This window comes from Sphingomicrobium arenosum, assembly GCF_026157085.1.
In the GTDB taxonomy this organism is placed as follows: domain Bacteria; phylum Pseudomonadota; class Alphaproteobacteria; order Sphingomonadales; family Sphingomonadaceae; genus Sphingomicrobium; species Sphingomicrobium arenosum.
In genome coordinates this window covers 715,360-733,587 of record NZ_JANPVN010000001.1, presented here as the reverse complement: position 1 = coordinate 733,587, position 18,228 = coordinate 715,360, and the positions used below count along the sequence as shown (strand labels likewise).

The window sequence follows — 18,228 nt, the reverse complement described above, 5'->3', positions numbered from 1 at the left end:
CTAGTCGAACATCTTACCGAAGGCGCGCTTGGCGCGGGTCTTCCAATGGCCGCGATGATAGGCATCGCTGGCGAGGAGCGGCAGCACCGAGGTCGCCTCGGCATAGACCATCTGTTCGAGCGCGGTGTCGACCTTGCCCCAGCTGCACGCTTCCTGGAGCGTGGAGGAGGAGCAGGCCCCGTCGCGCACGTCGGCGACGGTGATCTGGACTGCATATTTGTGCATCTCGACATCCTCATGGCCGAGGATCTCGGCGCAGACGACGGTGTCCTGCGCGAAGTTCTTGGGCACGCCGCCGCCGATCATCAGGAGGCCGGTGGTCCCCGCCTTGATCTTGATGTCGGTCAATTCGCGGAAATCGGCGATGGCGTCGAGCACCATATAGTCCTCGCCCGCCTTCATGCGGTCGACCTGATGCTTGACGAGGCCGAAGCCCGCCGAGCTGTCGACGAAGGCCGGGCAGAAGATCGGCACGTCATGCTCGTAGGCGAGCTTGACGAGGCTGTTGTCCTTCTTGCCATGCTCGACGAGGTACTTGCCCATCTCGCGGATAAAGGCGCGGCTCGAATAGGCCTTGGGCTCGAGCGAATTGGCGATGTCGCCGATCGTGTGATCGGTTTCCTGCAGCGATTCTTCGTCGATGTAGGTGTCGTAGATACGGTCGATGTAGAGCGAGCGCAGCACCTTGTCGTCGGGGATCTCGAGCGCCTGATAATGCTTGTGACCAAGGCCCTCGAAGAAATCCATGTCGACGATGGTGGCGCCGGTGGCGACGATGGCGTCGACCATATTGTTGCGCACCAGCTCGGCATAAAGATCCATGCAGCCGCCCGCCGAGGTCGAACCGGCGACGACGAGGATGACCGAGCAGTCCTTGTCCTCGAGCATCTGGTTGTAGATGCGCGTGGCGCGCGCGAGGTCGCGGCTGGTGAAGCTCATCTTGCCCATCGCATCGACGATCGGGCGCGCATCGAAGCTGGTGATGTCGATATGCTCGACCTGATGCTGAAGCAGCTCCGCCTTGCGCTGGCGGTCGATCTGATCCTCGTCAGGATGGGTGGCGAGATCCTCGCTCATTAACGTCTCCTAGAAATTCAAAAAGTGGCGGGTGATACGCGCCCTACAGGCGTACCACGTTCGAGGCCTCGTCCTGTTCCGAACGCTGGCCGTAAAGGGTGAGCATCGGCTCGTCCGACACGCGCACCTTGTCCTCGATTCCGAAGCCGTTGAAGCCGGTCCGCATCGCGCAGCCATAGGCGCCGAGCATGCCGATCTCGATATAGTCGCCGGGACCGACATCGTCGGGCAGATAGAAGGGGCCTTCCATCTTGTCCATGTCGTCACAGGTCGGGCCGAAGAAGCGGAACGGCGCGAGTTCGGCCGTGCTCTCTTCCTCGCGCACGAGGCGGGTCGGATAGCGCCAACCGATATGCGCTGCATCGAACAGCGCGCCATAGGCACCCTCGTTGATGTAGAGCGTGTTGCCGCGGCGTTGCTCGACGCGGGCCAGCACCGAGCTATATTCGGCACAGAGCGCGCGGCCCGGCTCGGCCCATAGTTCGGCCGAATAGCTGATCGGCAGATCCTCGAACTTCTCGTGGATCATCTGGAAGAAGGCGTCGAGCGCGGGCGGCTCCATGTCGGGATAGGCCGACGGGAACCCGCCGCCGACATCGACGATGTCGAGCGTGACCGAACTGTCAATAATCGCCTGCCGCACGCGCTCCATCGCCTCGCTATAGGCCGCCGTGCTCATCGCCTGGCTACCGACATGGAAGCAGATGCCGAGCGCATCGGCGGTCTGGCGCGCCTCCATGAGGAGCTGCGGCAATTCCTCGGGCTCGGCACCGAACTTGGTGGCGAGGCTGAGCTTGGAATGATCCGACGACACGCGCAGGCGCACGAGCAGGTTGAGATCGGTCGCGCCGCGGGTCGCTTTGCGGATCTTCTCCAGCTCATGCAGGCTGTCGAGGCTGAAGGTCTTCACACCATGACAGAAATAGGCTTCCTCGATCGCCTCGGGCGCCTTGACCGGGTGCATGAAGCACAAGGTGGCGTCCGGCAGCGTTTCCGAGACGAGCCGGACCTCGCCCATCGAAGCGACGTCATAATGGGTGATGCCGGCATCCCAGAGCACCTTGAGGAGCTCGGGATCGGGATTGGCCTTCACGGCGTAAAGGCTCTTGCCCGGGAACTTCTCCACGAAGAAACGCGCCGCTCGATAAGCAGCGTGCGGACGCACCAACGTGACCGGAAGGATGGGCTTGCGGGCCTTGACTAGCCCCAACGCAGAATGATGGTCGTGCAATTCACGGGACCTCCGAAATGTCCGGCTTCTTCAGCCTGTTCAACACTTGTCGCCTTGCGGAAGTCCCATGGGGCAACGGACGGCGCTATATGACCGTCGGAATAGTTTTGTAAAGAGGCGAGGAAACATCTGTGTTCACATTGCTGCCGCGCCTCGGAACTTCCTTTACACAAGAAAGACTTAGCTGGCGATGAACGTTCCCGACCTTAAGGCCGTCGAAGCGGCGGCCGAGCGCATCGCGGGGGCGATTCGCCGCACCCCGCTCACGGATGCGACGATCAACGGCCAGCGCATCGGCATCAAATGGGAAAACCGACAGGACGGCGGTGCCTTCAAGCTGCGCGGCGCCTCAAACCGTCTCCTCGCCATGACCGACGAGGAGCGGGCGAGGGGTGTCGTCGCTTTCTCGAGCGGCAATCATGCGCGCGGCGTCGCCATTGCCGCACGGCGCCTTGGCATGGAGGCGGCGATCGTGATGCCCGCCGACGCGCCGTCAGTGAAGATCGAGGCGACCCGCGCCGAAGGGGCCGAAATCATTCTCTACGACCGGATGCGTGAGAGCCGCGAGGAGATCGGCGCGCGGCTCGCGCGCGAGCGCGGTGCCACGCTCGTGCCCAGCTTCGATGATCCCCATGTCATCGCGGGACAGGGCACGGTCGGGCTAGAAGTGCTCGAACAAGCGAAGACGACAGTGCGACGCGTCCTCGTCTGTTGCGGTGGCGGCGGCCTGTCGGGTGGCATTGCGCTCGCCTGTCCCGACGCTGAGATCATCGTGGTAGAGCCCGAGGGCTGGGACGACATGGCGCGCAGCCTCGAGGTTGGCACGCCGCAAACCGTTCGTGACAATCCGCCGCCGACGATCTGTGATGCGATCCAGACGTTCCGGCCTGCCGACGCGACCGTCGCCATCCTGCGCAATGCCGGCGCGCGCAGCGTGCAGGTCAGCGAAGAGGCCGTGCGCGCGGCGGTCAAATGGGCGTGGGACGAATGCGGAGAGGTCGTCGAACCGGGCGGATCGGTGGCGCTGGCAGCGCTATTGTCAGGCGTGGTCTTGCCGCAAGAAGGCGATATCGCGATCGTCAGCGGTGGCAATGTGGATCCGGCGCTGCACGCCAGGCTGGTCGCCTAGGCGACGCTGGAGGCGCGATAGGGGCCTGCGTCGAGCTTGGCGGGGCTCGAGCGTTCGACCGCCTGAATGAGCTCTTCCAATTCGGCCGCGAGGATTTGCAGTTCGGCGACCAGAACCTTGGGATCGGCTTCCTCGATCCCCGCCGAGGCGTCGAGCAACGTGTCCAGCATCATCGAGATGCAGGGCAGGATCGTCTCCTCGATCCGTTCGAAGGCTTCCTCGAGCCTCTGTTCGGGTTTAGTCGTCGCCATGCCCCCTCCATATCGGTGAAGGGGTAAAGATTAAGTGAAGGATATTTCGCAGAATGCCGCCAGTTGCCAGCGCCGCCCTCGGGATCGCCATGATCGCCGCCTTCCTCCTGGCGGGGGTCGGCATCGCGCAGACACGCAACGCCGACCGCACCGTGAAACAGCGCGGCTGGCTGATGGTCTCGATGGCCGTGATCCTCGTCGCCAACGTGGCGATCTGGACGCTCTAGATCAGCGGATCGGGCGTCCTCAACGGATCCTCAGCGGATCGGGCAATCCGGGTCGAGGCGATAGTCGAGATACTCGTCCACCACCTTGAACAGGCCGTCCATGTCTTCTTCGAAGAAATGGTTGGCGCCCGCGATTTCCTTATGCTCGATCGTGATGTGCTTCTGGGTGCGCAGCTTGTCGACCAGCTTCTGCACCGCGCTCGGCGTCACCACTTCATCGGCCAGCCCCTGGATGATGATGCCAGACGCCGGGCAGGGCGCGAGGAAGCTGAAATCATACATGTTGGCGGGCGGCGAGATCGAGATGAAGCCGCGCACTTCGGGACGGCGCATGAGGAGCTGCATTCCGATCCACGCGCCGAAGCTCACGCCCGCGACCCAGGTCACCTCCGCCTCGGGATGGATCTGCTGCATCCAGTCGAGCGCGGCGGCCGCATCGGACAATTCGCCGATGCCATTGTCGAAGGTGCCCTGGCTGCGCCCCACCCCGCGGAAGTTGAAGCGCAAGGTGGCAAAGCCGCGACGCACGAAGTCCTTGTGCAGGAGCTGCACCATGCGATTGTTCATCGTGCCGCCCGCCTGCGGATGGGCGTGGAGGATCACCGCCGCCGGCGCGCGCGGACGCGGGGCAGGGGTGAAACGTCCTTCGAGACGTCCTTCGGGGCCAGGAAAAATGACTTCGGGCATAGTGGCTCGATCTTCTATGATATAAAGTTGCACGGAAGGGCTTCCGTGGATGCGTGGCTCCTATATAGGCAAAGACGGGACAGGTGCAATCGACACTGATCCGGGGCCGTTAGAGGGAAGAATGACCGAGCGCTTGTATTTCGACCATGCCGCCGCCACGCCGCTTCATCCCGAAGCGCGCGCGGCGATGATCGCCGCCTTTGACTGCTGGGCCAACCCCAACAGCCCCTATGCCGAGGCGCGTGCCTGCAACGCCCTGTTTGAAGAGGCGCGACGTAAAATTAAGTCGACTCTCGGCTGGAGCCACGACCTCATCTTCACCGGGGGCGCTTCCGAGGCCGTCTGCCTCGCCGCTGCGCGCTGCAAACTGCCAGGCCGCATCCACGGCGCGACCGAGCATGACATCGTGCCCTCGTCGATGGGGGCGCACAGCATCAAGGTCGGGGTCGACAGTGAGGGCGCGATCGACCGCGACGCGCTGGCAGCGGCGCTCGCAAAGGGTCCGGCGCTGGTCGCCATCCAGCTCGTCAACAACGAGACCGGCGTCATCCAAGACGTGGAAGCCATTCGCGACCAGGTCCACGAGGCCGGCTCGCTGCTCCTCGTCGATGCCGCACAGGGTGGCGGCAAGATGGATCTCCCCGACGCCGACTATATCGCTTTGTCCGCGCACAAATTGGGCGGCCCCGTCGGAATCGGCGCGTTGCTGGTCAAGGAGCTCACCACGCTTGAGGCGGTGGGCGGGCAGGAAAAAGGCTATCGCCGCGGCACCCAGAATGTCCCCGCCGCTGCCGGTTTCGCCGCCGCGCTGGAGGCGGGGCGCTATCGCGATGCCTATCCGCGCCTCATTGAATTGCGCGCCAAGCTCGATGCCGCGATCGAGCAGCGCGGGGGGGTGGTCATCGCAAAGGACGCGCGCCGCACCGCGACCATCGGCGGCTATGGCTTCCCCGGCGCCGAAGCGCCCAGCCTCCTCGTCCAGCTCGATTTGGCCGGTGCCGCCGTCTCGGCGGGCTCGGCCTGCTCCTCGGGCGCGATGAAGGGCAGCCGCGTGATCGGCGAAATGGGTCTTGCCGAGCCCATCCGCAAAAGCTTTTTGCGGATCAGCTTTGGCCCCGACACCAGCGAGGCCGATGTCGACGCGCTGCTGAGACGGCTCGACCCCATCCTGCAACGCGCCATGGCCGCATGATCTATCTCGACTATCAGGCGACGACCCCGCTCGCGCCCGAGGTCGAGGCGGCGATGCGTCCGTGGCTGGGTGAAAAATTTGCCAATCCCCACGCCCCCTATACCGCCGGACGCGAGGCCGCCGCGGCGATCGAGGTCGCTCGCGATCAAGTTATGCGCGCGCTGGGCAAGTCTTCAGGACAGCTCGCCTTTACCGGGTCGGCCACCGAGGCGCTCAATTGGGCGATCAAGGGTAGCGTCGGGGAGGATGGTCGCGACGAGATCGTCACCATCGCCACCGAACATGCCGCCGTGCTCGACACGGTCCAGTATCTCGGCCGCACCCTCAACGTGCACATTCTCCCCGTCGGGCGCGATGGCATCGTCGATCTCGACGCCTTGCGCCATGCGGTCGGCCCGAAAACGGCGCTGGTCGCTGCGATGCTCGTCAACAATGAAATCGGCGTCGTCCAGCCCGTCGATGAGATCGCTGCCATCGCCCATGACGCCGGTGCCCTGGTGCTGTGCGATGCGGTCCAGGGGTTCGGGCGCATCGACCTGCCCCGCCACGCCGACATGATCGCCATCAGCGCACACAAGGTCCACGGCCCCAAGGCCATCGGCGCATTATGGATGGCCGAGGGCATCGCGCCCGAACCACTGATCCACGGCGGCGGACAGGAACTGGGGCTGCGCTCGGGGACCCTTAGCCCGGCCCTGTGCGCAGGATTCGGCGCTGCCGCGAAGCTTCTGCTCAAACAGGCGACAGAGGATCGCGAGCACGTCGAAACGCTCTGGGAGCAGGCGCGTCTCCCCCTGGCCGACTGGACCATGAACGGCAGCATCGACCAGCGCTATCACGGTAATCTCAACGTTCGCCGCGAAGGGCTCGATGCCGCCCGGCTCATCAGCGAGGTGAGGGGGGTCGCCTTCTCGCTCGGTTCGGCCTGCGCGAGCGGATCGGGCCGCCCCAGCCATGTCCTTCGCGCGCTCGACCTTTCCGACCGCGAGGCGCGTTCCTCGATCCGCATCGGTTTCGGACGCTATACCACTGCCGACGAGCTCGCCGAAGCCCTCGACCGCATCAACGCCGCAGCTGACGCACAGTGACACTTATCCGCTTCCTTCGCCCCGACGGCAGCACCGAGCGCGAGGTCGAGGCCGAACCCGGCGCGCGCCTCCTCGATGTCGCGCAGAAGAACGGCCAACCGCTCGAAGGCACGTGCGAGGGCGCCATGGCCTGCTCGACCTGTCACGTCATTCTCGCGCGCGAGGATTTCGACCGCTTACCCCCCGCGAGCGAGGAGGAAGACGACCTCCTCGACTTCGCTCCCCATGTCAGTGCGACCTCGCGGCTCGCTTGCCAGGTCGAGATTCCGGCCGACGGAACGCTGACCGTGCGCATGCCGGGCGCCGCCAAGGATTGGAGCCGATGAGAATTTTCCTGTTCGCCGCCTGCCTCACCGCCTGCAGCCCTGCCGCAACGTCGCCTGGCGGCGCCCCGGCGGAGGAACCCTCGGCCTTCGCCGCCGCCATTCCCGCGTTCGAAGACCGCCTCGGGGGACCGCTCGGGCTGGTCCTGATGGACGCACGCGGCGAGAGGATCCTGTCGCACCGCCCCGACACGCCGATGGCCTTCTGCTCGTCCTTCAAGCCGATGCTCGCCGCGGCGGCTCTGGCCGCGTCGAACGCGGGCGAGATCAATCTCGAAGCGCCCATTGCCTACGACCCTGACGCGCTCCCAGGCCATTCCCCCATGCTCGCAGCGGGCGACGGTACGACCATCCTCGATGCCGCGCTCGATGCCGCCATGCTGGTGAGCGACAATGGTGCCTCCAATATGATTATCGACGCGCTCGGCGGGCCCGCGGCCGTCAATGCGTGGTTCGAACGCTGGCAACTTGGTGCCCGCCTCGATCGCCGCGAAACCGCGCTAAACGAGAATGCCAAGGGTGATCCCCGCGACAGCGCGACCCCGTTGGCGATGGCCGATTTCTGGCGACGGCTCGAGCAAGCTCCTGCGCTCGACGACGCCCAGCGTGCGCGACTATTCGAGCTCGCTCGGCGCTCGACCACCGGCCTCGACCGTGTGCGCGCCGGGCTCCCCGAAGGCTGGCGCGCGGGCGACAAGACAGGGACCTGCCGCCCCGACGGCGATCCCGACCAGCAGGTGAACGATGTCGGCTTCATCGACCATCCCAATGGCCGCGACCGCTATTATTTCGCCGTCATGGCGCAGCGCCCCACGGTGTCGCTCGCAGAAACCAAGGCGATTATGGCCGAGATCGGCGCCTATTTCGCGCTGGCGATCGGCGAGTAAGGGGCTTGCATCGGCGAGCCTTTCTCGCCATATGCGCCATCGGAAGTCGGCGGACGACTTGCCCGTGAACCTGGTCAGGCCCGGAAGGGAGCAGCCACAGCGGTTTCGGTCGGGTCGTCGGCTTCCACCTTTTCCAACAGATCAGTGCAATTGGATGCTGCCTGCTTCGTAGAGCGCGCGGCAATCGCCTGCGTCGCGTCCGATATCGGCCTGCAGATAGGGCGGGTTCATGCCCTCGCCAGTGAAGCGCGCATCGTCGCAAAGCTGGTTGTCGGCAAAATCGCCGCTGTCATCGCCAAAGTCGATCACGTCGGCATCGGGCCTCGCGACAAAGGGTCCCATGCCCAGCACCCGGTGGCGGGCGCGCCCAGCCTCGAAGGCGGTGCGGCAATCGCTCCCATCGGCAAGGATGTCGCTGCCGAGTTGCACCTCGTGCACATTCTCGCCGATGAAGCGCATGTCGTCGCAGATTCCGTTAAGCGCCAGGGCGCTGCTGTCCGCACCGAAGACGAAACCGCCGGGGCCGGGCAGGGTGCGCAGACGCGCCTCTTCTTCGCGGTCGCGCCAGCGCGCCCGTCCCGCTTCAACCATCGCCCGGCAATCGCTGGCGTCCTCGCCGAGATGCTCGTCACTGGCACTCAATGCCACGCCTGGTCCGGCAAAGCGCGGATCGTCACACTCGCCGTCATTGGCGTAGAGCGAATCATCGTTGCCGAAGTCGCCCTCGGCCAATGATCGGTGCGCATTGCCAGCGGTAAAGGCTCCATTGACTTGGGGAGCCTCATCGAGCGGTCGACTCCCCGTCTCTCGGATAGAGTTACGCTCGCCGCTCGTATCGATCAGCGTGACCCGTCCCTCGGCATGAAGTGTACGGCAGTCACTCGCATCCTTGCCCGCAAGATCTCCGGTCGGCGTGAGGCTGGCCATTCCAGGGCCCTCGAAGCGCGGGTCGTCGCATTTGCCGTCCTCGGAAAAGCGACCGCTGTCATCACCGAAGTCGATTGCGGACGACAAAGGGGCCGGGGCAATCGAGGGCAGCACCCGTCCGTCATTTGGCGGCACCGGCGGCGTCGGCGGTGCGGGCAATTCGCTCCGCACGCTGATCCGTCCCGCCTCGAAGGCGGCGCGGCAGTCGCTGGCGTCCTTATACTGAAGGTCGTTCGATCCGCCCGTCTTCGCCATGCCCGCCCCCTCGAAGCGCGGATCGTCGCATTCGCCGTCCTCGGCGTAACGCCCCGTGTCGTTGCCGAAAACGATCGAGCTTCGGTCCTGCGCCATGGCAGGATTGGCAAAAAGAGCGAGGCTCACGAGCGGAGCGATGAGAAGCGACTGATGCATGATGAAAGCGGTCCTAGGCGGCAAGGTCTTGCCAATGTGTTTAGCGTGATCATCGAACCGCGCCAGACCTTCCCGACAGGCTCGCCTTTGCCGTTCGCTTTGCCTAGGCTTTCGCCATGAACGATCCCGAATCGCCCGCCGACGATACCCCGCCCATGGACATGGGTCCGGGTCTCGGCCTCGACGAGCCCGAGCAGCCGCAGGAGCCCCCGAAGGCAGAGGCCTATCGCGTACTGGCGCGCAAATATCGCCCGCAGACCTTCGAGGAGCTGATCGGGCAGGATGCGATGGTCCGCACGCTCGCCAATGCGATCGAGACCGACCGCATCGCGCACGCCTTCCTGATGACCGGGGTGAGGGGGGTCGGCAAGACCTCGACCGCGCGCCTCATGGCCAAGGCGCTCAATTGCATCGGCCCCGACGGCAATGGCGGCCCGACGATCAGCCCCTGCGGCATCTGCGAACCCTGCCAGGCGATCGCAGAGGGGCGGCATATCGACGTCGTCGAGATGGACGCCGCGAGCCACACCGGCGTCGACGACATGCGCGAGATCATCGAGGCGGTGCGCTATGCCTCGGTGTCGGCGCGCTACAAGATCTACATCATCGACGAAGTGCACATGCTCTCCAAGAGCGCCTTCAACGCGATCCTGAAGACGCTCGAGGAACCGCCGCCTCACGTCAAATTCCTCTTCGCCACGACCGAGGTCGACAAGGTGCCGGTGACGGTCCTGTCGCGCTGCCAGCGCTTCGACCTCAGGCGCATTTCCGCCGACCAGCTCGCAGCGCATTTCGCGGGCATCGCCGAGAAGGAAGGCATCAGCGTCGAGCCCGACGCGCTCGCCATCGTCGCGCGCGCCGCCGAGGGCTCGGTGCGCGACGGCCTCAGCTTGCTCGACCAAGCGATCGCCCATGGCGGGCAGCAGGTCACCGCCGCCGAGGTCCGCGACATGCTCGGGCTCGCCGATCGCGGCAGCATCCGCCGCTTGCTCGACTTGCTCCTCGATGGCGATGCAGGCGCCCTCCTCGATGGCCTTGACCGCGCGCACGAATTGGGCGTCGAGCCCAGCGCGCTGCTGCGTGGCCTGCTCGACAGCCTCCATGCCATCAGCCGCCGCAAGGCGAGCGGCAGTGACGATGTCCTGCGCTCGGCGGAGGAGCAGGAGGCCATCGCCAAGGACGCCAAGACATTGGGTTGGCCGCAGCTTCATATGCTGTGGCAGCTCCTCCTCAAGGGGCTGAAGGACGTCGAGGTCGCGCCCGATCCACGCGAGGCCGCCGACATGGCGCTGCTGCGCGTGATCCATGCTGCGGGGATGCCCGATCCCGGCGCGGTGATCGACGCGCTGGCGGGCGGCAAGGCGCCACCCAAGCCCCAGCAGGGGAGTACGCCCGAAGCGGCAGCGCCCGCCGACGCGCCCGTCGCTGAAGCGGTGCCGCCGGAAGAAGCGCCTGCATCTCAGCCGCCCGAACGTGCGCCTTCCGAACCTGCCCCGTGGGAAGAAGCGCCAGCATCCCCGGCTGCGCCGCAAGCCTCTGTTTCTGCCGACCCCGCGCCGCTCGCCCCATCGCTCCCCGGCGACTTCATGGAGCTTTATCACCTCGTCGACGATGCGCGCCCGCGCCTCGGGGTCGATCTGCACGACAAGGTTGGCCTCGTCGCCTACGCCCCGCCACGGCTCGTGCTCCAGCCCAAGGCACCGCTCGACAGCGACTTCACCCGCGAACTCGCCGCCGCCGCCAAGCAGGTGACGGGCAGCGATTGGGAAATCGTGCTACAGGATCATGGTGGCCAGCCCAGCCTTGCCGAAGCCGAAGTGATGCGGCAACAGGCCGACCGGGAACGGGTGATGGCCGATCCGATGGTCAAGGCCGTCACCACGGCGTTCCCCGACGCCAAACTCGAAGAGATCAAGGACGCAAGCTAATGCCCGACATGCCCAACATGAACGACATCCTCGCCATGGCACAGAAGGCGCAGGAAGACCTCGCCAATGCCCAGAACGAGCTCGATAAGATCGAGGTCGAGGGACAAGCCGGCGGCGGGCTCGTCAAGGTCCGCGCCTCGGCCAAGGGCCGCATCATTCGCGTCGAGATCGACGACAGCCTGATGACCCCCGATGACAAGGGCATGGTCGAGGATCTGGTCGCCGCCGCCTTTAACGACGCCAAGGCGAAGGCCGATGTGGCGGCTTCGGAGGAAATGAAGAAGGCGACTGCCGGCTTCCAGCTCCCGCCCGGCATGAAAATGCCCTTTTAGGGGCTTTCCCCCGCCATTAAATTGCGGTTAGCGTACATTCCTGTCAGGAGCAGGAGTAAGACGCACGATGACCATTCGCCTCGGGACCCAGCAGGACTGGCCCTTGAACGTCATGCGGCTCGTCGATCATGCCGAGCGCGAACATGGCGACCGAGAGGTCGTCTCGGCCTGGGCCGATGGGTCGATGACGCGCACCAACTGGGGTGAGATTGCGAAGAAGTCGCGCCAGATGGCCAAGGCGCTCGAGAGACTGGGCGTCAGGAAGGGCGAGCGCGTCGCCACCCTCGCCATGAACCACGAGCGCCACCTCATCAGCTGGTATGGCACCATCGGCATGGGCGGCGTGCTCCACACCATCAACCCGCGCCTCTTCCCCGAACAGCTGGCCTATATCGGCAATCATGCTGAGGACCGCGTCCTCCTCTACGATGCGATGATGAAGCCGCTCGTCGATGCGATGAAGCCCGCGTGGAAGACCATCGACCATTATGTCGTCTACGATCCGCCCGAAGGATGGGAAGGCGATCCCTCGTTCGAGGAGTGGATCGGCGCCGAGGATGACGATTACCAGTGGGTCGATGCCGACGAGCGCGATCCCATCGGCCTGTGCTACACCAGCGGCACCACCGGCAATCCCAAGGGCGTCATCTACGAGCATCGCGGCATGGTCCTCCATGCCCTCGCCGAAGTGCAGCCCGACTGTTTCGACCTCGGCAAGCGCGATTGCGCGCTTCCTATCGTGCCGATGTTCCATGCCAATGCCTGGGGCCTGCCCTGGGCCGCGCCGCTAGTCGGCTGCAAGATGGTACTGTCTGCAGACTATACCGCCAAGCGCATGGTCGACCTGTTCCGCGACGAAAAGGTCACCCATTCGGCGGGCGTGCCGACCATCTGGGTCGACATGATCGCGCATATCGAGAAAACGGGCGACGCGCTCGACAATCTGAAGACCGTGACCATCGGCGGCTCGGCTGCGCCGCGCGCCATGATTAAGTGGTTCCGCGCTCATGACATCGAGGTCGGCCACGCCTGGGGCATGACCGAACTCTCGCCCATCGGCAGCCTCGCGGGCAAGCCTGACGGCTGGGACGACATGTCCGACGAAGAGCAAATCGAATGGACCGCGCGGCAGGGCAGGGTGCCCTTCGGCGTGGAGATGCGGATCGTCGATGACGAGGGCAATGTCCTGCCCCGCGACGGCAAGGCCTCGGGCGACCTACAGGTGCGCGGCGCCTGGGTCATCGAACGCTATTTCAAGGAAGAAGAGCCTGCCATCGACGCCGACGGCTGGTTCTCCACCGGCGATGTCGCCGCGCTCCACCCCGACGGCACGATGCAGATCACCGACCGCTCGAAGGATGTCATCAAGTCGGGCGGTGAATGGATCAGCTCGATCGAATTGGAAAATGCCGCCATCGGCGTCGATGGCGTGGCCGAGGCCGCCTGCATCGGCATCTTCCACCCCAAGTGGGACGAGCGCCCGCTGCTCGTCTGCGTGCGCGAGGAAGGCCACAACGTCTGCGGCGAGGATGTGATCGAAGGCATCCGCGACCAGGTTGCCAAATGGTGGCTCCCCGATGCCGTCGAATTCGTCGACGAACTGCCGCACACCGCCACCGGAAAACTGTCGAAAAAGACGCTGCGCGAACAGTTTAGCGACTATAGCTTCGATGGTGTCGAAGCGATGACGGGGCGCGACTGACGATCATCCATCTTCCGTCATCCCGGCGAAGGCTGGAATCCATGCCTCATCGTCATTTCTCGGCGGCATGGGCCCCAGACTTCGCTGGGGCGACGTAGTGCTGGAAAGTCGCTTCCACATTCGCTACCTGCGCCCCTAACTCCATATCCAGCAATAGGAATCGCGACCCATGGCCGCCCAGTACGCCTTCGTCATGAAGGACATGACCAAGTCCTTCCCCGGTGCCCAGAAGCCGGTGCTCTCGAACATCAACCTGCAATTCTACCAGGGTGCGAAGATCGGCATCGTCGGCCCCAACGGCGCGGGTAAGTCGACGCTCATGAAGATCATGGCTGGCATCGACAAGGATTTCTCGGGCGAGGCATGGCCGGGCGAGAATATCTCGGTCGGTTATCTCGCGCAGGAACCCCAGCTCGACGAGAGCAAGACCGTGCTCGAGAACGTCAAGGACGGCGCGCGCGACATCGCCGACAAGGTCGATCGTTTCAACGAGATCACCACCATCATGGGCGACCCGCCCGAGGACGTCGATTTCGACGCGCTGATGGCCGAGATGGGCGAGTTGCAGGAGCAGATCGACGCGGTCGACGGCTGGACCCTCGACAACCAACTCGAGATCGCCATGGAAGCGCTGCGCTGCCCGCCTTCAGACGCCTCGGTGGAGAACCTGTCGGGCGGTGAAAAGCGCCGCGTCGCGCTGACCCGCTTGCTCATCCAGAAGCCCGACATCCTGCTCTTGGACGAACCGACCAACCACCTCGATGCCGAAAGCGTCGAATGGCTCGAAAACCACCTCAAGGAATATGCGGGCGCGGTGCTGATGATCACCCACGATCGCTACTTCCTCGACAATGTCGTCGGCTGGATCCTCGAATTGGATCGCGGCAGCTACTTCCCCTACGAGGGCAACTATTCGACCTACCTCGAGAAGAAGGCGAAGCGTCTCGAACAGGAAGCGCGCGAGGAAAGCGGGCGCCAGAAGAGCCTCAGCCGCGAACTCGAATGGATCCGCCAGTCGCCGAAAGCGCGGCAGACCAAGTCCAAGGCGCGTATCCGCAAGTTCGAGGAACTGCAGGACAGCCAGAAGGATCGCAAGCCCGGCAAGGCGCAGATCGTCATCCAGGTGCCCGAGCGCCTCGGCGGCAAGGTCATCGAGGCCGAGAACCTCACCAAGGCCTATGGCGACAAGCTGTTGTTCGAAAACCTCAGCTTCACGCTGCCCCCCGGCGGCATTGTCGGCGTGATCGGTCCCAACGGCGCGGGTAAGTCCACGCTGTTCAAGATCATCACCGGCCAGGAAACGCCCGACAGCGGCAAGATCGAGATCGGCGAGACGGTCCATCTCGGCTATGTCGACCAGTCGCGCGACGATCTCACGCCCTCGAACAATGTCTGGGAGGAAATCTCAGACGGGCTCGATTACATGCAGGTCAACGGCCACGATACCTCGACTCGTGCCTATGTCGGCGCCTTCAACTTCAAGGGCAGCGACCAGCAGAAGAATGTCGGCAAGCTGTCGGGCGGTGAACGCAACCGCGTCCACATGGCCAAGATGCTCAAGCAAGGCGGCAACGTGCTGCTGTTGGACGAACCGACCAACGATCTCGACGTCGAAACGCTGGGTGCGCTCGAGGAAGCGATCGAGAATTTCGCCGGCTGCGCCGTGGTGATTTCGCACGACCGCTTCTTCCTCGACCGTCTCGCCACCCACATCCTTGCCTTCGAGGGCGACAGCCATGTCGAATGGTTCGAGGGGAACTTCGAAGCCTATGAGGAAGACAAGCGCCGCCGCCTCGGCGATGCCGCCGATCGCCCAAGCCGAGTGAGCTATAAAAAGCTTTCGCGCTAGGCGAGGGGGAAAGGAAGGGGTGCCCGCAGCGGCACCCCTTTCACTTTTCAGGGAGCGATTACCTCGTCGACAAAAAGACGTCCGGCCTCAGTAATGATTTCGTCGAGCTGGATGATGTTGAAATCCACGTGCTCTTCGATACCCGGCACAAGATAGGCTCCATAAGGAAGACCCAGGCTGGCATAGCGATCAGCGATCGCACATCCCCCATAAAGTATCACGCCTGTGTTCTGCAGCCCCTCTGGACCGCTCTCACAAGGCGTAATCGGGTCGAGTTCGAAATGCGCCGCAAAGATCGGCTTTGAGGTGGCATCGATGACATCGATATCGAGCAAGCTGCCGGCAATAAGGAACGCGCCTTGAATTTCGGAGCTCACGGTGTCGAAATTATCACTGCTCCGTCCCGCGATGCCGCCGTTGTCGATGATATATTGCTTGAGCGCCGGGTCGTCGACTTCGTCGATTTCGACGGTGGCAAGCGACGCCGCGATCGTGCCACCCGCAGACTCGCCGCCAACGAAGATTGCGTCGGGATCGACACCATATTCATTCGCATTCAGGCCGTCTTCACGGAAGAATCGCACTGCGGCCGCAACGTCGTGAATACTGTCGACCGCTTGTATGATCAGTTCATCGCCATTGTTCGCCTGACGTCCGAGCACCGAATAGTCCACCGTCGCGGCGACCCAACCACGCCGTGCGAAGCGTTCTGCTTCGCGCTCGACACTCGAGCGATCGCCGGTGAAGAAACCACCGCCGAACGCGAGTATCATCACTGGGCGTCGCCTCTCGGTGTCGGCGCTGGCCGGTGGCGAGAAGACGTCCATGAAGAGGACATTGAAATTGCCGGGCGACGTCTCGTAGCGACCAAAAGCGATATCGCTCTCAACTTGGACATTCGCAAATGCCTCATGCACGTACCGCTCGTCATCCCGACCGGTCTCGTCGGTGACGGTAATCGTCAATTGCTGGGTGGTGCGGTTTCCTGCGCTGTCGCGCGCCTCCACCTCGATTGTATAAACATTATCCTCGTTGCCATCCTGCGGAAGTTCGAAGTTGGCCGGAAAATTGAATGCCAAACGCCCGCTGTCCCCGCCGATCAGGAACGGACCGAAATCGTCACCCGTCGAGAGGATCGAGTAGCTCAACGTATCGCCATCGGGGTCGGAAAAGCCGACGACGCCGAGATCCACTACATTCTCGGGCGTCGTGATCGAAGACTGGCCGGTAAAAGTCGGTGCCTGGTTCGACGTTGTCGGCGGCGCGGTTGGCCCACTCGCTTCTCCACCGCAAGCCGCAAGAGCGAGGGCCAAAAAACTCACCGTAGATCTGGAAAAATGCGCTTTAAACATGCGAGAATACCTTCCTTGCCTCCCTCAGGCACGGACAGGAGAGCGCCTCGAAATCTTCGAGCATCTCGTTTTTCGACGAACCTCCTCCTGAGTTCGACCAGAAGGCCGAGATGGCACGGAACGCCACCGAAACGGCATTTTTGCTGCCCTAGTCTCGACCCAAGGCGGCTGAAAGCCCACATGACAAACCTGCGTTGCCGGGTTAGGTAAAGGGAAAGGCGGGCTCTCTCCCCGCCTCATGGGGGACATGATGACGACCAGCCGCCGCGACTTTGCCAAGGTCGCGCTCTTCAGCCTTCTGTATTTTGCCTGCGCGCTCGTCGCTCTCTACGTGACGGGTGGCGAGGACGGCATCGCCGCCATCTGGCCGGCGAGCGGAGTCTTCATCGCCGGTCTGCTGCTGGTGCATCGCGAGCATCGCGGCCCGCTCATCGCCGGGGTCGCCGCCGCCAGCCTCGCCGCCAACTTGTGGGGCGGGATCAGCTGGCTGGTCGCGGCAGGCTATACCATCGCCAATATCATCGAGGGGTTGATCGCATTATTGGCGATGGGACCGCGGCGCGGCACGAGCTTCGTCACGCCGCGCACGCTCCTGCGCTTCCTTTGGGCCGTCGCCGTCGCCACTGCCGCCAGCACGGCGATGGCCGCCGCCTTGTCACTCAACCTGTCGCTAACCTTCCTGTCGAGCTGGGCGACCACCGTGATGCTCGGCATGGCCACCGTCACCCCGACCATCATGTTCCTCGCACAGGACAAGCGCGGGCGCGACAAGTTGGCCAGCCTGCCTGCCGTGGCCGTCCTCGCCATGGTCGCCGGCCTGTCGGTCGCCGCCTTCGGCCAGACCGAATATCCGTTGTTGTTCCTGCCGATGGCGGGACTTGCCTTCGCGACCTTCTCGATCGGCCTCAGCGGGACCGCGCTCGGAATCGTCGTCGTTACCGCCGTCGGGTCGCTGCTGACCGCCATGGGGGAGGGGCCGGTCAGCCTGTCCTTCGACACCATCACGCGGCAGGTGCTCTATTTCCAGGCCTATCTGTTGTGCCTCATCGCCTCGACCTTGCCGCTCGCCGTGCTGCTAACCCGGCTTGAGGACGAGGCCGAACGCAATCTCGAACTCGCCGAGACCGATGCGCTCACGGGGCTCGCCACCCGCCGCAAGATCCTGACCTTGCTCGACCAGGCGATGACCCGCGCGATGGCGCATCGCCAACCCCTGTCGATCGCGATGATCGACCTCGATCACTTCAAGCGCATCAACGATCGCTTCGGCCATGAAAAGGGCGATGAAATCCTGCGCACCGTGACCGACATGATGCGCGACCAGCTCGGCGCGCATGGCACGCTCGGGAGGCTCGGCGGCGAGGAATTCATCGTCATCTTCGAAGGCATCAATGCCGCCGAACGGCTCGACGTTTGCGACCTCCTTCGCCAAGCCGCCGCCGACCATGCTTGGCCCAGCGATGGCCCCGAACAGGTCACCCTCAGCATCGGGCTCGCCGACTTCAGTCCCGAGCATAAGTTTCCCGGCGAGATGCTGCGCGACGCCGACAATGCGCTCTATCGCGCCAAGGACGGCGGGCGAAATCGCTGCGAAGTCGGCCCGGGGTCGAGCGTGCGCGTCGCCAGTGCGTAAGG

General features: G+C 64.1%; 17 protein-coding genes and 1 other RNA gene. 12 read left to right on the top strand and 6 right to left on the bottom strand.

The window, feature by feature from the left end; translation table 11 throughout:
• Both NUW51_RS03435 and NUW51_RS03430 read right to left on the bottom strand, forming a co-directional pair.
• On the bottom strand, positions 1 to 1,077 hold the full coding sequence (locus NUW51_RS03435) for a 1,9-bis(guanidino)-5-aza-nonane synthase (protein ID WP_265562776.1): 1,077 nt from the start codon (positions 1,075 to 1,077) through the stop codon (positions 1 to 3).
• Between the two features lie 43 nt (positions 1,078 to 1,120).
• Positions 1,121 to 2,308, bottom strand: a complete 1,188-nt coding sequence (locus tag NUW51_RS03430) for a type III PLP-dependent enzyme (protein WP_265562774.1) — start codon at positions 2,306 to 2,308, stop codon at positions 1,121 to 1,123.
• Positions 2,309 to 2,498: 190 nt separating this feature from the next.
• Here NUW51_RS03430 and NUW51_RS03425 point away from each other — a divergent pair, with 190 nt between their 5' ends.
• The gene (locus tag NUW51_RS03425) at positions 2,499 to 3,437 is read left to right on the top strand and encodes a threonine ammonia-lyase (RefSeq protein ID WP_265562772.1); all 939 of its coding nucleotides are present in this window, start codon (positions 2,499 to 2,501) and stop codon (positions 3,435 to 3,437) included.
• Here NUW51_RS03425 and NUW51_RS03420 read toward each other — a convergent pair.
• A complete protein-coding gene (locus NUW51_RS03420) occupies positions 3,434 to 3,688 on the bottom strand; it encodes a hypothetical protein (RefSeq protein WP_265562770.1) in 255 nt (84 codons plus the stop codon). The genes NUW51_RS03425 and NUW51_RS03420 overlap by 4 nt on opposite strands.
• Positions 3,689 to 3,741: 53 nt before the next feature.
• On the opposite strand from NUW51_RS03420, the gene NUW51_RS03415 reads away from it, so the two are divergent.
• On the top strand, positions 3,742 to 3,915 hold the full coding sequence (locus NUW51_RS03415; protein WP_265562768.1) for a hypothetical protein: 174 nt from the start codon (positions 3,742 to 3,744) through the stop codon (positions 3,913 to 3,915).
• A 30-nt stretch (positions 3,916 to 3,945) separates the two neighbouring features.
• Here the strand turns inward: NUW51_RS03415 and NUW51_RS03410 are convergent, their stop codons facing one another.
• Positions 3,946 to 4,602, bottom strand: coding sequence for an alpha/beta hydrolase (locus NUW51_RS03410; protein ID WP_265562766.1), 657 nt, complete (start codon positions 4,600 to 4,602; stop codon positions 3,946 to 3,948).
• A 121-nt stretch (positions 4,603 to 4,723) separates the two neighbouring features.
• Here NUW51_RS03410 and NUW51_RS03405 point away from each other — a divergent pair, with 121 nt between their 5' ends.
• The 5 genes from NUW51_RS03405 to ffs all read left to right on the top strand — a co-directional run bounded on the left by NUW51_RS03405 (position 4,724) and on the right by ffs (position 8,224).
• The gene (locus NUW51_RS03405) at positions 4,724 to 5,794 is read left to right on the top strand and encodes a cysteine desulfurase family protein (protein WP_265562764.1); all 1,071 of its coding nucleotides are present in this window, start codon (positions 4,724 to 4,726) and stop codon (positions 5,792 to 5,794) included.
• Positions 5,791 to 6,882, top strand: coding sequence for a cysteine desulfurase family protein (locus NUW51_RS03400; RefSeq protein ID WP_265562763.1), 1,092 nt, complete (start codon positions 5,791 to 5,793; stop codon positions 6,880 to 6,882). Before NUW51_RS03405 ends, NUW51_RS03400 begins: the two co-directional genes overlap by 4 nt.
• A complete protein-coding gene (locus NUW51_RS03395; RefSeq protein ID WP_265562761.1) occupies positions 6,879 to 7,208 on the top strand; it encodes a 2Fe-2S iron-sulfur cluster-binding protein in 330 nt (109 codons plus the stop codon). The genes NUW51_RS03400 and NUW51_RS03395 overlap by 4 nt, the downstream gene beginning before the upstream one ends.
• Positions 7,205 to 8,092 (top strand): serine hydrolase, encoded by an 888-nt coding sequence (locus tag NUW51_RS03390; protein WP_265562759.1) that lies wholly within the window; start codon positions 7,205 to 7,207, stop codon positions 8,090 to 8,092. Before NUW51_RS03395 ends, NUW51_RS03390 begins: the two co-directional genes overlap by 4 nt.
• A gap of 38 nt (positions 8,093 to 8,130) precedes the next feature.
• An RNA gene (gene ffs, locus NUW51_RS03385) (signal recognition particle sRNA small type) lies at positions 8,131 to 8,224 on the top strand.
• Positions 8,225 to 8,233: 9 nt separating this feature from the next.
• On the opposite strand, the gene NUW51_RS03380 is transcribed toward ffs, so the two are convergent.
• A complete protein-coding gene (locus NUW51_RS03380) occupies positions 8,234 to 9,430 on the bottom strand; it encodes a hypothetical protein (protein ID WP_265562757.1) in 1,197 nt (398 codons plus the stop codon).
• A gap of 161 nt (positions 9,431 to 9,591) precedes the next feature.
• Between NUW51_RS03380 and NUW51_RS03375 the strand changes: the two genes are divergently transcribed.
• From NUW51_RS03375 to ettA, 4 genes are all read left to right on the top strand, one after another.
• Positions 9,592 to 11,358 carry a DNA polymerase III subunit gamma/tau gene (locus tag NUW51_RS03375; protein WP_407696351.1) on the top strand — a complete coding sequence of 589 codons (1,767 nt, stop codon included), beginning with the start codon at positions 9,592 to 9,594 and terminating at the stop codon, positions 11,356 to 11,358.
• An 8-nt stretch (positions 11,359 to 11,366) separates the two neighbouring features.
• The gene (locus tag NUW51_RS03370; RefSeq protein ID WP_265587914.1) at positions 11,367 to 11,690 is read left to right on the top strand and encodes a YbaB/EbfC family nucleoid-associated protein; all 324 of its coding nucleotides are present in this window, start codon (positions 11,367 to 11,369) and stop codon (positions 11,688 to 11,690) included.
• A gap of 67 nt (positions 11,691 to 11,757) precedes the next feature.
• Entirely contained in the window at positions 11,758 to 13,392 is a 1,635-nt protein-coding gene (locus tag NUW51_RS03365) for a long-chain fatty acid--CoA ligase (protein ID WP_265562753.1), read from the top strand.
• A 169-nt stretch (positions 13,393 to 13,561) separates the two neighbouring features.
• Positions 13,562 to 15,241 carry an energy-dependent translational throttle protein EttA gene (gene ettA, locus NUW51_RS03360; RefSeq protein ID WP_265562751.1) on the top strand — a complete coding sequence of 560 codons (1,680 nt, stop codon included), beginning with the start codon at positions 13,562 to 13,564 and terminating at the stop codon, positions 15,239 to 15,241.
• Between the two features lie 47 nt (positions 15,242 to 15,288).
• Here ettA and NUW51_RS03355 read toward each other — a convergent pair whose 3' ends face one another.
• On the bottom strand, positions 15,289 to 16,593 hold the full coding sequence (locus tag NUW51_RS03355) for a carboxylesterase family protein (protein ID WP_265562749.1): 1,305 nt from the start codon (positions 16,591 to 16,593) through the stop codon (positions 15,289 to 15,291).
• Between the two features lie 247 nt (positions 16,594 to 16,840).
• Here NUW51_RS03355 and NUW51_RS03350 point away from each other — a divergent pair, with 247 nt between their 5' ends.
• Positions 16,841 to 18,226 (top strand): GGDEF domain-containing protein, encoded by a 1,386-nt coding sequence (locus NUW51_RS03350; protein ID WP_265562747.1) that lies wholly within the window; start codon positions 16,841 to 16,843, stop codon positions 18,224 to 18,226.
• The last annotated feature ends 2 nt before the right edge of the window (positions 18,227 to 18,228 follow it).